Origin of the sequence: Nonomuraea sp. NPDC047529, assembly GCF_040642995.1 — a bacterium.
In the GTDB taxonomy this organism is placed as follows: Bacteria; Actinomycetota; Actinomycetes; order Streptosporangiales; family Streptosporangiaceae; genus Nonomuraea.
The window spans coordinates 11,688-24,893 of record NZ_JBEYTJ010000060.1 but is presented as its reverse complement, the minus strand read 5'-3'; the positions used below and the strand labels follow the sequence as shown (position 1 = coordinate 24,893).

At 72.2% G+C, this 13,206-nt stretch carries 13 protein-coding genes and 1 pseudogene; 8 read left to right on the top strand and 6 right to left on the bottom strand.

Features of this window, described 5'->3' with window-relative positions:
• Window positions 1–183 precede the first annotated feature (183 nt).
• Window positions 184–759: a TetR/AcrR family transcriptional regulator gene (locus tag ABZ815_RS48870; protein ID WP_357709221.1), complete on the bottom strand. Its 576-nt coding sequence runs from the start codon at window positions 757–759 to the stop codon at window positions 184–186.
• Window positions 760–845: 86 nt separating this feature from the next.
• On the opposite strand from ABZ815_RS48870, the gene ABZ815_RS48865 reads away from it, so the two are divergent.
• A complete protein-coding gene (locus ABZ815_RS48865) occupies window positions 846–1,769 on the top strand; it encodes an NmrA family NAD(P)-binding protein (RefSeq protein ID WP_357709218.1) in 924 nt (307 codons plus the stop codon).
• 118 nt (window positions 1,770–1,887) lie between these two features.
• Here ABZ815_RS48865 and ABZ815_RS48860 read toward each other — a convergent pair whose 3' ends face one another.
• The 3 genes and pseudogenes from ABZ815_RS48860 to ABZ815_RS48850 form a co-directional block, all read right to left on the bottom strand.
• Entirely contained in the window at window positions 1,888–2,466 is a 579-nt protein-coding gene (locus ABZ815_RS48860; RefSeq protein ID WP_357709215.1) for an ABC transporter permease, read from the bottom strand.
• A 307-nt stretch (window positions 2,467–2,773) separates the two neighbouring features.
• Window positions 2,774–2,905, bottom strand: a pseudogene (locus ABZ815_RS48855) (ABC transporter permease); the annotation flags it as partial.
• 101 nt (window positions 2,906–3,006) lie between these two features.
• On the bottom strand, window positions 3,007–3,606 hold the full coding sequence (locus ABZ815_RS48850) for a CGNR zinc finger domain-containing protein (RefSeq protein WP_357709212.1): 600 nt from the start codon (window positions 3,604–3,606) through the stop codon (window positions 3,007–3,009).
• A gap of 86 nt (window positions 3,607–3,692) precedes the next feature.
• On the opposite strand from ABZ815_RS48850, the gene ABZ815_RS48845 reads away from it, so the two are divergent.
• Together ABZ815_RS48845 and ABZ815_RS48840 are read left to right on the top strand one after the other, a co-directional pair.
• Window positions 3,693–4,481, top strand: coding sequence for an MBL fold metallo-hydrolase (locus ABZ815_RS48845; RefSeq protein ID WP_357709209.1), 789 nt, complete (start codon window positions 3,693–3,695; stop codon window positions 4,479–4,481).
• A gap of 104 nt (window positions 4,482–4,585) precedes the next feature.
• Complete coding sequence (locus ABZ815_RS48840) at window positions 4,586–5,842, top strand: MFS transporter (protein ID WP_357709206.1); 1,257 nt, start codon at window positions 4,586–4,588, stop codon at window positions 5,840–5,842.
• 26 nt (window positions 5,843–5,868) lie between these two features.
• Here ABZ815_RS48840 and ABZ815_RS48835 read toward each other — a convergent pair whose 3' ends face one another.
• On the bottom strand, window positions 5,869–7,347 hold the full coding sequence (locus tag ABZ815_RS48835) for an FAD-dependent monooxygenase (RefSeq protein ID WP_357709279.1): 1,479 nt from the start codon (window positions 7,345–7,347) through the stop codon (window positions 5,869–5,871).
• A 232-nt stretch (window positions 7,348–7,579) separates the two neighbouring features.
• Here ABZ815_RS48835 and ABZ815_RS48830 point away from each other — a divergent pair, with 232 nt between their 5' ends.
• From ABZ815_RS48830 to ABZ815_RS48810, 5 genes are all read left to right on the top strand, one after another.
• Window positions 7,580–8,323, top strand: coding sequence for an SDR family oxidoreductase (locus ABZ815_RS48830; protein WP_357709203.1), 744 nt, complete (start codon window positions 7,580–7,582; stop codon window positions 8,321–8,323).
• A 90-nt stretch (window positions 8,324–8,413) separates the two neighbouring features.
• The gene (locus ABZ815_RS48825) at window positions 8,414–8,917 is read left to right on the top strand and encodes a hypothetical protein (RefSeq protein ID WP_357709200.1); all 504 of its coding nucleotides are present in this window, start codon (window positions 8,414–8,416) and stop codon (window positions 8,915–8,917) included.
• Between the two features lie 90 nt (window positions 8,918–9,007).
• On the top strand, window positions 9,008–9,991 hold the full coding sequence (locus ABZ815_RS48820; RefSeq protein WP_357709197.1) for an AraC family transcriptional regulator: 984 nt from the start codon (window positions 9,008–9,010) through the stop codon (window positions 9,989–9,991).
• Between the two features lie 99 nt (window positions 9,992–10,090).
• The gene (locus ABZ815_RS48815; protein ID WP_357709194.1) at window positions 10,091–11,314 is read left to right on the top strand and encodes a styrene monooxygenase/indole monooxygenase family protein; all 1,224 of its coding nucleotides are present in this window, start codon (window positions 10,091–10,093) and stop codon (window positions 11,312–11,314) included.
• Complete coding sequence (locus ABZ815_RS48810; RefSeq protein WP_357709191.1) at window positions 11,311–11,811, top strand: flavin reductase family protein; 501 nt, start codon at window positions 11,311–11,313, stop codon at window positions 11,809–11,811. Before ABZ815_RS48815 ends, ABZ815_RS48810 begins: the two co-directional genes overlap by 4 nt.
• A gap of 428 nt (window positions 11,812–12,239) precedes the next feature.
• On the opposite strand, the gene ABZ815_RS48805 is transcribed toward ABZ815_RS48810, so the two are convergent.
• Complete coding sequence (locus ABZ815_RS48805) at window positions 12,240–12,995, bottom strand: TetR/AcrR family transcriptional regulator (protein WP_357709189.1); 756 nt, start codon at window positions 12,993–12,995, stop codon at window positions 12,240–12,242.
• Between the last annotated feature and the right edge of the window lie 211 nt (window positions 12,996–13,206).

Below are 13,206 nucleotides of genomic sequence, written 5' to 3'. Positions count from 1 at the left end.
CGACCCGGTAGGTCCCATTAGTCGGTGGTGAAGCAGATCCGCACGTCTGGGGGAACGTCTTCGGGCTCTTCCGTCCACGAGTCACCAGCGATTTCGGTGTCGACCCGCCGTCAGAACATGGCGGCCGCCGTATTCGAGTCCTGCGCCAGTCCCGGAGGCCGGACGGGCTTTCGGGCAGGCTTCTCAGCCCCGCGGGCTCAGCCCCGCCACGGCCAGCCGGAACAGCCGGTCCGCGCGGGCCGCCGGGTCAGGGTGGTGCTCCGTCGCCAGGACGACGCCGACGATCAGCGCGATCAGGTCGGCGACGGTGACGCCTTCCGCCACTGCCCCGTCCTGCATGGCGCGCTGCAGCAGGGGGTTCCCCGCCTCTGCCATCATCGCCGAGCAGGTGTTCTCGTGTACGGGGTCGGTCTCGGCGCCGTCGTAGGCCAGTGCCGCCGCCAGCCCTCGGGCCGCGACGCAGTAGGCGACGACGTCACTGAGCCATTGCAGGAGCGCGTCACGGCTGTCGCCCTTGCCTGTCAGCTCGCGGGCACGGGTGGCCAGGACCTCGATGCGTTGATGGGAGACCGCCTCCAGCAGCGCCCGGCGGGTTGGGAAGTGGCGGCGCACGGTGGCCGAGCCGACCCCCGCGATGCGCGCGATCTGTTCCAGGGAGGCGCCTGCCCCGTACGCGGCGACCTCCTCCTCGGCCACGGCGAGGATGCGCGCATAGTTGCGCCGGGCGTCTGCGCGCTGGCGGTCGGGCATGGGCGTCATCTCCAAGGTTGCTAAACGGCGGGGCCCGCCATATCTTAACGCACAGAAAACGGCGACCCCCGCCGTTTATAGTCCTGGGGAGCACAATGACTGCACATTCCGCACCCGTCCTGGTCACCGGCGCCACCGGCAGGCAGGGCGGCGCCACCGCCCGAGCCCTGCTCGCCGCAGGCGTTCCCGTACGCGCTCTGGTGCGTCACCCCGACACCGAGCGAGCCAAGGCCGTCGAGGCGCTAGGCGCCGATCTGGTCACCGGTGATCTCCACGATCGCGATTCGGTGGTGCGGGCCGCCACGGGCGTCCGCGCCGTCTTCTCAGTTCAGATGCCCGCCCTGGCCGCCGAAGGTTTCGATTTCGACGGAGAGGTGGCCCAGGCCGTCAACCTCATCGAGGGCGCGCAGGCTGCGGGAGTGCCGCAGTTCGTACACACGTCCACCAGTGGCGCCGGTCAGCACACCGAGGCTCCCGGCTGGATCGCAGGCCGCTGGGGCTCCTTGGACGCCAGCCTGGGAGCCAAGAACACGATCCAGGACCGGGTTCGTGCGGCTGGCTTCTCCCGCTGGACGATCCTCAAGCCGGGTTTCTTCATGGAGAACTTCCTGCCGTCCATGGCTTTCCTGTTCCCGCGGGGTGTGGAAGGCGGTCTGGTGAGCGTCGTGAAGCCGGACACCCGGCTGTCCCTCGCCGCGGTGGACGACATCGGCAGGGCAGCCGCCGCAGCCATCGCCGAGCCGGAGCGGTTCCACGGGGTCGAGTTGGAGCTGGCGAGTGACTATCTGTCGATGACGGAGGTCGCCGAGGTTCTCTCCCGCGCGCTGGGCGCGCATCTGCCCGCGCCGGACATGACCGAGGAGCAGGCACTCGCCGCCGGAATGCCGGCGATGGGCGCCTCACACGAGTGGATGAACATAGCCGGCCAGCCGGCCCGCCCGCAGTACGCCAGGGACCTCGGCCTTGCGCTCACCAGCTTCGAGGAATGGGCTCGGCAGCACCTGCGGCCTGCGGCTTGACACAGAGGGAGCTGTCGTGGCAGTGATCATCAGCCCGCCACAGTCGGTCAAGTCACCCGTTTTCTCAGGTCAAGCGCTACTTCGTGGAAACTTCTACATTGCTACCGGGACCCCTCCCTCAGTCGAGGGACAGCCCCGCGGCCGGGGTCACCCGCGCGGCCCGCCGTGCCGGGAGAACGGCGGCCACGAGCCCGGCCAGCACGGCGACCAGGACGACCACGCCGAGCGACCTCCAGGGGATCCGCATGGTGGCGCCGTCGAGGGCCCGCGTCACGAACGTCTCGTGGGCGACCCAGGCGAACCCGACGCCGATCACGGTGCCGAGCAGGGTGGCCACCACCGACAGCAGCGCCGCCTCGGTCGCCGGCATCCGCCGGGTGAGCCCGAGTGCGCGCAACATCGCGTGCTCACGGACCCATTCGAGGACGGACAGTCCCAGCGTGTTCGCGATCCCGATCAGGGCGATCACGACGGCGACGCCGATCAGGCCGAGCACCGACCAGGTGAGGATGCGCAGCTGCTGCTCCTCGGTCTCCCGGGCCTGCAACCCGTTGTCGACCTGCGCCCCGGCCGGGTCGGCCAGCTCGTCCAGGTCGCCGACGAGTCGGAGCGGGTCGGCGCCGGCGGAGGCGCGGATCCGGACGGCACGCGGTTCGGGGGCGTCGGTGAGCGTGGCCAGCGTCTCGGGGACGACCACACTCGCCCGTCCCCAGCTCGACCCGGGCGAACGCCCCGCCGTCGCGGGGCACCCGCTCCGCGTCCGGCGCGGTGACGAGCGGGATCGGTCCGTCGAGCCCGGCCAGCCGGGCCGGGACGCCGTCCACGGGGATGGCCCGTTCGACACCGGCGGTGTGCCGTGCGCGGTCGAGGAGGTAGGCGGCGATCGTTCCCCCGGCGGAGGCCAGGGAGGCGTCGACGGGGAGGGGCAGCGCGGCGGCGCCCATCGGGGCGGTGGGCGCGAGGCTGTTGATCAGGGCGATCAGCCCGTAGCCCAAGGCGAGGCCGGCCAGTGTCCCGGCCAGCGAGGCGAGCAGCCCGACGGCGGCCGCCTCCCGGCGTACCGAGTGCACCACCTGCCGCCTGGTCGCCCCGACGCAGCGCAGCAGCGCGAAGTCGCGCAGTCGTTGCGCGAACAGGATGGAGAACGTGTTCGCGATGACCAGGACCGAGACGGAGAGCGCGACGGAGGCGGACCCGGAACCTGTGACACACGAATTCGCGAGACACCCCGGCGGCGTCAGCCGGGGTTCGGCTGGGTGCGGCGGGCGTAGGCGCGGGCGGCGCGGGCGCGGTCACCGCATCTGGTGGAGCACCAGTGGCGGCGGCCGTGACGCAGCAGGTAGCGGTTGCAGGGAGGAGAGCCGCAGCTGGTGAGGCGTTCGGCGTCGGGGCCGGTGAGCAGGTCGGCGGTGTTGGCGGCGATGGTCGCGAGAGCGCGGTCGAGGATCTCGTTGGTGGGGCACGGCGCCGCACGGTAAGGGCCGTTCCTCTCGTCCCAGTACAGCAGGGCGGCCGTGGGGGCCTTGCTCAGCGCGTCGTTGACGGCGGACAAGGCCGCGGGCAGGGCGGGCAGTCCGTCGACCTGGGCGGCGAACAACACCCTGACGTGCTCGCGCAGCGAGCGCAGCTGGGCCGCGCACATCTCCCGCACCCCGGCGTCGGCCGGCGCGAGGCCGCGTTCGGTGAGCCAGCGATTGGTCGCCGCGGGGGTGCCGAGGAGATCGACGAACTGCCCTCCCGGCAGCGCGATGGCGCTGTTGACGAAGTCGAGGGCGAGGTGGTCCGCCGCCCCCGGCGCGGGCGGCAGCACGGACTCGGCGGTCAGGGTCTCGCTCATATGTCTCATGGTACGGGTTGCGCTCGTCCGTGAGACACCGTTACTTTCATCACGGATAAACCGCTTCTCATCCGTGAGGTGTCTGAATGGCCAGTTCCAGCGCGACCACCGAGCAGCTCCCCGTACGCGTCTTCGGCGGTCCGACCGCCCTCTTCGAGTACGGTGGCCTGCGATTCCTGACCGACCCGACCTTCGACGCCCCCGGCGACTATCACGTGCCGGGCGGACGGCTGACCAAGACGGCTCCCGCCGCCGCCGTCCCCGCCGACCTCGGCCGGATCGACGTGGTCCTGCTCTCCCATGACGAGCACCCCGACAACCTGGACGACTCCGGCCGCGCGCTGCTCGCCGACGTCCCGCTCACGCTCACCACGCCCGGCGGCGGCCGGCGTCTGGGGGACGGCGCCAAGGGGCTGGCCGACTGGGAGCCGGTCGAGCTGGACCGCCGCGACGGCGGCACGATCACCGTCACGGCCGTTCCCGCCATTCACGGCCCGGGCCCGCGCGAGGAGGTCGAACCGCTCACCGGTCAGGTCGTCGGATTCGTCCTGACCGGGGAGGATCTGCCCACGATCTATGTCAGCGGCGACAACGCCTCGCTCGACGTGGTCAAGCAGATCGCCGACCGTTTCGGCCCGGTGGACACCGCCGTCCTGTTCGCCGGAGGCCCCCGGATCCCCGTGCTGTTCGGCGGCGAGCTGATCGTCCTCGACAGCGCGCAGGCCGTCGAGGCGACCGGGATTCTCGGCGCCCGCCGGGTGGTTCCCGTCCACTACGACAGCTGGGCCCACTTCACCGAGGGCCGCGACGAACTGGTCGCCGCCTTCACCGCCGCCGGCCTGCTCGACCGCCTTGACCTGGGCGTCCGAGGCTGACCACATGACCGGCCGGGCCGGCCTCCCTCCGGCCCGGCCTGCACGACGATCCGCGCCCGCCCACCGAAGCCCTTGGCGACATCTCCCCTTCCGAAAGAACTCTCGTGACGACCAATGTGCCTGTCCGGATACACGACGTCCCGCGCCTTCAGGCACAGCGCCGCTCCCTGACCGTCCTGGTCATCGCCCAAGTCCTCAGCGGCGTCGGGCTGGCGGCCGGCGTGACCGTCGGCGCCCTGCTCGCGCAGGACCTGCTCAGCTCCACCGGCCTCGCCGGCCTGCCCAGTGCCGTGGGCACCGCCGGCTCCGCCCTGGCCGCCGTCGCCGTCGGGCGCGTCTCCCAGGCCCGCGGGCGCCGGCCCGGCCTCGCCCTCGGGTATCTGGCCGGCGCCGTCGGCAGCTTCGGCGTCATCGCCGCCGCCGTCGCCGGCAGCCCCGTCCTGCTGTTCCTCGCCCTGTTCCTGTACGGCGCCGGCACCGCCACCAACCTCCAGGCCCGCTACGCCGGAGCCGATCTGGCCGCCCCCGAACGCCGGGCGGGCGCGGTGTCCGTCGTGCTGGTCGCCACCACCCTGGGCGGCGTGGTCGGGCCCAACCTCGCCGCCCCGACCGGCGGCCTCGCTCGCGCCTTCGGCATCCCCTACCTGGCCGGGCCGTTCCTGCTCGCGGGCGCGGCCTACGCGCTGGCCGCCCTGGTCCTGGCCGTCTGGCTGCGTCCCGATCCACTGCTGCTGGCCCGCGCCCTGGAGGACGGTCCCGCCGCCGCACCGGACGCCGCCGCCGGCAGGACACCTCCGGCCGTCGCGCGGCGCGGGCCCGGCGTGCTGGTCGGCGCGCTGGTCATGGTGATCACCCAGCTCGTCATGGTCGCGATCATGACGATGACCCCCGTCCACATGCACGACAGCGGGTCCGGGGCGGCCGCCGCCGGCCTCGTCATCGCCGTCCACATCGGCGCGATGTACCTGCCCTCGCCCCTGACCGGCTGGCTGGTCGACCGCTACGGCCGCCTCACGGTCGCCACCGCCTCCGGCCTGGTTCTCCTGGCCGCCGGACTGGTCGCGGCCGGCGCGCCCGACGACTCCGTCGCCGCGTACGCGGTGGCGCTCGCGCTGCTAGGGCTCGGCTGGAACCTCGGTCTCGTCGCCGGCACCGCGATCATCACCGACGCCGTCCCACCGGCCACCCGTGCCAGGACGCAGGGCCTGGTCGACGTCTCCATCTCCGTGTCCGGCGCCGTCGGCGGCCTGGTCTCGGGCCTGGTGGTCGCCGTGGCCGGCTACCCTCTCCTCGCCGTCGGCGGCGGCGTTCTGGCGCTGGTCGTCGTGCCGGTGGTCGTCGTCGCAGCCCGCAACCGGTGAGTGCCTTCCACCCGGACGGATCAGGTTCACCGGCTTGGGGCGCCCGCCCACCGCGTCAGGGCGTCGGCGAGGCCGGAGGCGTCGGCGATGGAACCGGCCCAGCAGACGTAGCCGTCGGGCCGCACCAGCACGCCGTCCGCGCCGAGCTCGGCCTTCACGTGCGCCCGGCCGACCCTGGCCGACCACGGCCCGGCGGCCTCGGCGAACGCGGCCTCGTCGGCGGTCGTCAGCAGCAGGCCCCGGCCGTCGCGCAGCAGCTCCGCCACGCGACCGGGCCCGGCCGCCGTCACCACGTCGAGGTCGGGGACCTGGCGTCCCAGCAGGTCGTGGCGGCGGCCGGGCAGGTCGTGGCGGACGTCCAGCCCCGAGATCATCCCGGCGACGATCCGGTTGGCCTCGGGCACCCGGACGAGCTGCTCGACGATGTCCCGCAGGGCCAGGTTCTCCTCGTCGTGCACGATCAGCACGGCCTGGGCGCGGGTGTTGGCGAGGACGCGCGCGCCGACCGGGTGCCGTTCGGAGTGGTAGGTGTCGAGCAGTCCCTCGGGCGCCCACCCGGCGATCTCCCCGGCCAGCTTCCAGCCCAGGTTGAACGCGTCCTGCAGACCGAGGTTGAGCCCCTGACCGCCCATGGGCGAGTGGATGTGCGCGGCGTCCCCGGCCAGCAGGACCCGCCCGTGACGGTACCGCTCGACCTGCCGCGAGGCGTCGGTGAACCGGGAAGCCCATCGCACGCCCGTGAGCCGGACGCCGAGGCCGAACTCGTTGTGCAGGGCCCGCTGCACCTCGTCCTCGGTGATCGGGGTGTCGCGGGACAACCGCTGCTGCTCGGCCCCGTAGAACAGGAACCGGTGGACGCCGTCGCCGATGGGAGCGATGTAACCCTTGCCGGTCTTGTCGGGCGTCATGACGGGCAGCGTCCAGGTCTCCGGCACGGCGCCGTCCGGGTCGGAGATCGTGATGTCGGCGACCACCGAGAGCAGTCTGCCGTCCAGGCCGGGAAAGCCGATGCCCAGCAGCTCGCGGACGGTGCTGCGGCCGCCGTCGCAGCCCACCAGGAAGCGGGCCGTGAGCCGTGACTCGCCCGCGGGCCCGAGCAGGGTCGCCTCGACCCCGTCGGCGTCCTGGGACAGCCCGGTCACCTCCTGCCCGCGCAGGACCTGAACGCCCAGCTCGCCGAGCCGTTCCTCCAGCAGCGCCTCCACGCGCCCCTGGGGGATGCCGATCGAGTACGGGTGCCGGGTGTCCCAGGCGGTGTAGTCCAGGCGGAGCCCCGCGAAGTGCCCGCCGGGCACCCGCTGGATCGCCCGGTCCATGAGGGGCTCCAGGAGCCCGCGTAATTCGAGCGCCTCCGCGGAGCGCGGCTGGATGCCGAGCGCCTTGGACTGCCCGCTGCGCCGCGCCAGCCGTTCGACGACCACGGCCCGCACCCCGGCGAGGCCCAGTTCCGCGGCGAGCATGAGCCCGGTCGGCCCGGCTCCGACGACGACCACATCGACGTTCATCACGGATGCTCCGTTCGACAGGGATCGGTGATGAGGTCACCGATCGCTGCGCAGACGGTAACGGCGGACGGGCCGGTTCCCGCAACGATAGTCACCCCGACAGGCTGCTCCACTTCCGGATTTCCTCCGGCACGGACGGATTTTCTCCGGCACGGATGTAGAGACCGGGACGGTCGCCACGACTCCACTGCGAAGCGCCCCACCAGGGGGCGGCCGACGGCGGGGAGCCGACATGGGAACGCTGGAGAAGAAGAGCGCACTGGTGACCGGCGGGTCGCGCGGAATCGGGCGAGCGATCGTGACGAGGCTGGCCCGCGAGGGCGCGACCGTGTTGTTCACCTTCAACCGCGACCAGGCAGCGGCCGAGGACGTGGTGGCCGAGGTGGCGGCCTTCGGCGGCCGGGCGATCGCGGTCCGGGCCGACCAGGGGCGCTTGGAGGACGTGAAGCACCTGTTCGGCGAGGTCGACCGGTGCCTGGACGGTTTGCACGTGGTGGTCAACAACGCGGCGGTCAATCCGATGGGCATGATCTGCGACGCCACTGAGAGCGACTTCGACGACGTGATGGCCGTCAACACCAAGGGGCCGTTCTTCGTCATGCAGGCCGCTGCCGAGCGGCTCGGCGAGGGCGGCCGGATCGTGAACATCACCTCCGCCGGTGAGGCGCCGGGGCTGGCCCTGTACTTCGCCAGCAAGGCCGCGCTGGAGTCGATCACCGTGGTCGCCGCCCGCGAGCTCGGGCCGAGGGGCATCACGGTCAACAACGTGATCCCGGGCGCCACCGAGACGGACATGATGCGCGCGGCCGCCGGGGAGAACCTGCAGCAGGCCGTCGACCACGTCGTGACCATGACGCCACTGCGGCGGCTGGGCCGCCCCGAGGACATCGCCGACGTCGTCGCCTTCCTGGCCGGGCCCGACTCGCGCTGGATCACGGGCCAGAGCCTGCGCGTCTCCGGCGGCCTGATGATCTGACCGCACCGGACAGATCCTCAACGGATCCTCAACCGGCACCGGCCTAGCGTCCTTCTCGACAGGCACGACGACGGAGAAAGGGACGGTCTCATGGCTTCGGTCAGCACACGGCTCATCACCCTCATCGGCGTGGCCGGCGCGGCGTCCGCGCTGGTCGCGGCGCCCGGCTCGGCGACGACGCGGACGACCCCCACCACGACGGCGGCGACCGCCGCCGTGGCGCAGAAGTGGAGCTACGCCCAGCCCCTGGCCACCCAGCCACGTACGGCGGCGGCCGGCGCCTCGGCCAAGCGCTGCCTCACGCTGCTGCGTCCCTGGGGAAGGTACGAGGGCGGCAAGTGGCGCATGTACGGCACCGTCAGGGCTCACTGCAAGGGCAGCAGGAACGGCTCGTGGTGGATGGCGCTGCAGAAGAAGACGAAGATCCTCGGCATCCCGCACTGGCAGCGGCTGGCGGGCCGGACGCTGCGCAGCGACCAGACGGGGGCCTTCCACGTCCGGGCGACGTGCAAGAGCATGAAGAAGAACACCTTCCGCGTGGTCACCAGCGGCACCACCGTGCTGAGCAGCCCCACCCTCACGGTCAAGTGCTGACCTCACCAGCTCACGGTGGATGATCGGCCCGCGCCGGCATGTGCGTCCTTTTACCTGGAACGCCGGGGGCGGCCGGGCCGATCATCTGGTGTGCTCCTCAGCAACCGGGCCGTCTTCGCCAGCTCCGACCTCGACGAGGTCCGCGGCGAGGTCGCCAAGGTGTTCTGCCCGCACCGGCTGGACCTGGCCGGGGACGCGAACCTGCTGTCGGCCAGGTTCAACTCCGTGCAGCTCGGCTCGGTCCGGGTCAGCTACCTGGACTACGGCGCCGACGTGCACATCGAGCCGGGCGACCTCGACACGTTCTTCCTGGTCATGATCCCGCTCGCCGGACGCAGCCTGATCCGCGCCGGCGACGAGGAGGTCGTCTCCAGCCCGTCCCTGGCCACGCTGCCCTCGCCGACCCGGCACCTCGACATGCGCTGGGCCGCCGGCTGCCCCCAGCTCCTGGTCAAGTTCGAGCGCTCCGCGATCGAACGCTCGCTGGAGCAGATGCTCGGCGAGCAGCTCGGCGGCCCGGTCGTCTTCGACCTCGGCATGGACCTGACGACGGGCTGGACCCGGTCCTGGCGCGACATGGCCGACCTGCTCGTCCGGGAGGCCGAACGCGACGACGGGCTGGCCGGCCACCCGCTGGCCGTCGCGCACCTGGAGAACGCCCTGATCACCCTGCTGCTGACCATGCAGCCCTCCAACTATCTGGAACGGCTGACGGCGCCGAGGCCGCCCGCGCTGCCGAAGGTGGTGCGCCGGGCGATGGAGTTCATCGAAGGGCACGCGCACCTTCCGCTGAGCACCACCGACATCGCGGGCGCGGTCGCGGTCAGCAGCCGCTCCCTCCAGGAGGGTTTCCGCGCGCACCTCGGCCTGTCCCCGATGGCCCACCTCCGGCAGATACGGCTGGCGCGCGTGCACGACGAGCTCAGGACGGCCGACCCCGCCAGGGCCACGGTGACCACGGTGGCCGCCCGATGGGGTTTCCTGCACCAGGGGCGTTTCGCCGCCCAGTACCGCGAGAGGTACGGGCAGCCGCCGTCGGAGACGTTGCGAAGGGGTCCCGCGTCAGGCGGATGAGATCCGCGCTCAGCGGATGGCCCGGGCGGACCCGCCGCCCGTACCGTTCTTGTCAGGCGCCGATCAGATCCCGTACCCGACACCCGAAGGACACCACCCATGCGCGACATCCTCGTCGTCGGCGCCGGTCAGGCCGGTCTCCACCTCGCCATCGGCCTGCTCCGGCACGGCTACGACGTCACCGTCGTCTCCAACCGCACCCCCGAGTCCATCCGCGACGGCCGGGTGATGTCGGGCCAGGCCATGTTCGGCACCGCTCAGGCCCACGAGCGCGAGCTCGGCCTGGACTGGTGGGCCGACGTCTGCCCGCCCATCGAAGGCATCGCCCTCACGGTCCCGAGCCCGGAGGGCGGCAAGGCCCTGGACTGGGCGGCGCGGCTGGACGTCCCGGCCCGCTCGGTCGACCAGCGGCTGAAGATGCCGGCCTGGCTGGGCGAGTTCGAGCGGCTCGGCGGCAAGCTCGTCCTGCACGACGCCACCCCCGAGGACCTGGAGAGCTACGCGGCCCGGTACGACCTGGTCCTGGTCGCCGCGGGCAAGGGCCAGATCGCCTCGCTCTTCGAGCGCGACCCCGCCCGCTCCCCGTACGCCACCCCGCAGCGCGCGCTCGCGGTCACCTACGTCAACGGCCTCGCCCCGCGGCCCGGCCACTCGGCGGTCTGCTTCAACCTGCTGCCCGGCGTGGGCGAGTACTTCGTCTTCCCCGCGCTCACGCACACCGGCCCCTGCGACATCATGGTGTTCGAGGGCGTGCCGGACGGTCCCATGGACTGCTGGAGTGACGTCCGCGGCCCCGCCGAGCACCTGGCCCGCAGCCGCCGGATTCTGGAGACCTTCTTCCCGTGGGAGGCCGAGCGCTGCGCCGGGATCGAGCTCACCGACGCCAACGCGGTGCTGACCGGCCGTTTCGCCCCCACGGTCCGCCGTCCCGTGGCCGTGCTGCCGTCCGGGGCGCCGGTGCTCGGCGTGGCCGACGTCGTGGTGCTCAACGACCCGATCACCGGGCAGGGCAGCAACAACGCCGCCAAGTGCGCCGCCACCTACCTGCGGGCCATCGTGGAGCGGGGCGACCGGCCGTTCGACGCGGACTGGATGCGGCAGACGTTCGACCTGTTCTGGACGCAGGCCCGGCACGTCACGAACTGGACCAACGCCCTGCTCGCGCCGGCCGAGCCCCACCACCTGGCCCTGCTGGCCGCCGCCCAGCAGCGTCCGGAGATCGCCTCCCGGTTCGTCAACGGCTTCGACGACCCGGCCGACTACGCCGACTGGTTCATGGACGCCGGCCGGGCCGAGACCTATCTCGGCGGGGTGACGGCATGAGATCGCTCCGTGACGCCTTCGGGCAGTTCGCGACCGGGGTGGCAGTGATCACGACGGCGACCGCCGACGGGGAGCGGGCCGGGGTCACCGTCAACTCCTTCACCTCGGTCTCGCTCGATCCGCCGCTGCTGCTGTGGTGCCTGTCGAAGCGGGCCCCCAGCGCTCGGCTCTTCCTGCGGGCCGGGCGGTTCGCCGTCAACGTCCTGGCGGCCGGGCAGGGGCACCTGTCCAGGCGCTTCGCCGCCCCCGCTGCCGACAAGTTCGCCGGGGTGGAGCTGGTGCCGGGCACGCCATTGCCGGTGCTGGCCGGGACGCTGGCCGGGTTCGTCTGCCGTACCGAGCGCGTCCACGACGGCGGCGACCACCACATCCTCGTCGGAGCGGTGGAACGCCACCAGCGGACCGGAGGCGAGCCGCTGGTCTTCCACTCCGGCCGCTACCGGGAGTTCTGGCCCGAGATGACCACCGGCGAGGGCCGCCTGCCCAGCCGCGTGTGACGTTCCCCCAGGCCACGCCGGCTCACTCCCGCCCGGGTGGCACGGCCGCGATCGGGCGCCGGCAGACGTACGTGCGGCAGGTTGCGCCAGACGGTCCTGGTCGTCAGCACCTCGTCGAAGGCCGCCCCAGCTCCGGCACGGTCGGCGCGCCGCGCTTGGGCACCACCTCGACCAGTTGCGCGGCCAGCGGCTCCCCCGTGGGGGGCGAACGCGCCGAGCACCAAGGGCCTGCGCCTTCAGGAAGACGCCAAGGTCAGATCGCATGCATCGACGCCAGTGACGCGGCGGTCCGGCCGACTCCTGCCTGGTGGCGATCTCCCGCCTCCGACCATCAGCCGGGCCCGGCGGCCTGCCCCGCGTGCCGGGTCCTCCACGTAGAGGACCGGTCCGGCCTGCCGGCCGCCCCTTCGCGGACGGGTGCGCGGGTGCTACGCGCCTTGCCCTGACTCCCGCGTCGCGGACCCGGCCGCTGCCGGGAGGGCCCCGGCGACGCAGTCGAGGACACGCTGGAGCCCGTGCCGGAACTGGTCGTCGCGGCTCAGGTGCGGCCTGCCCGCCTGCATCACGATCTTCGTGAAGATCGGGTACTCCCCGCTGTTCACCAGTTGCTCGATGCGCGGGCCGCTGCGCGCCATCCACTCCGACTCGCTGAGCCCGCTGCGGCGGAACTCCCCGGCCGAGCTGATCTCCTCGCGGACGGCGCCCTCGATGTAGCTGTTCAGCAGGGCCATCAGGGTGAGGTTCTCGTCGATGGGGACGTAGGCGTCGAGCACGCCCATCAGCCGTTCGATCAGGAGCACCTGGTTGGGGCCGAAGCTGGGGAGCGACCGCTGCACGGTGGCGACCCACGGGTGTCTCAGCCACATGGCCCGCAGCTCGTCGGCGTAGCGGGTCAGGTCGGCGCGCCAGTCGCCCGAGGGCAGGCCCGTGACGTCGATCTCGCCCGTCAGCCGGTCGGCCATGAGCTCGACCAGGTTGTCGCGGTTCGGGACGTACCGGTAGAGGGACATGGCGCCGGCGCCGATCTCGGCGGCGATCCGCCGCATGGTGGCGGCCTCCAGCCCCTCGGTGTCGGCGATCCGGACGGCCGCCTCGGTGATCTGCGCGCGGCTGTAGGCGGGCTTCGGCCCGCGGGCGGGGCGCTCTGGCCGCATCCAGATGTTGACGTACTCGGCGTCGGTCACCGTTCCACCTCCGTGTTGCGTACATCGTACCCAGTGGTTTAGCGTGACTGCCAGAAACCGCGTACAACGTACCCAGTGGAGGGGTTCATGCCTGATCCGATCGTGGTCGCCGCAAGTGATTAGAAATCATCGAGCGACAACCATAACAACAGCTCCGGGTAGGCCTCTTATAAAACGCGCACACGATCAGGCAGTCTCACCTCCAACAACA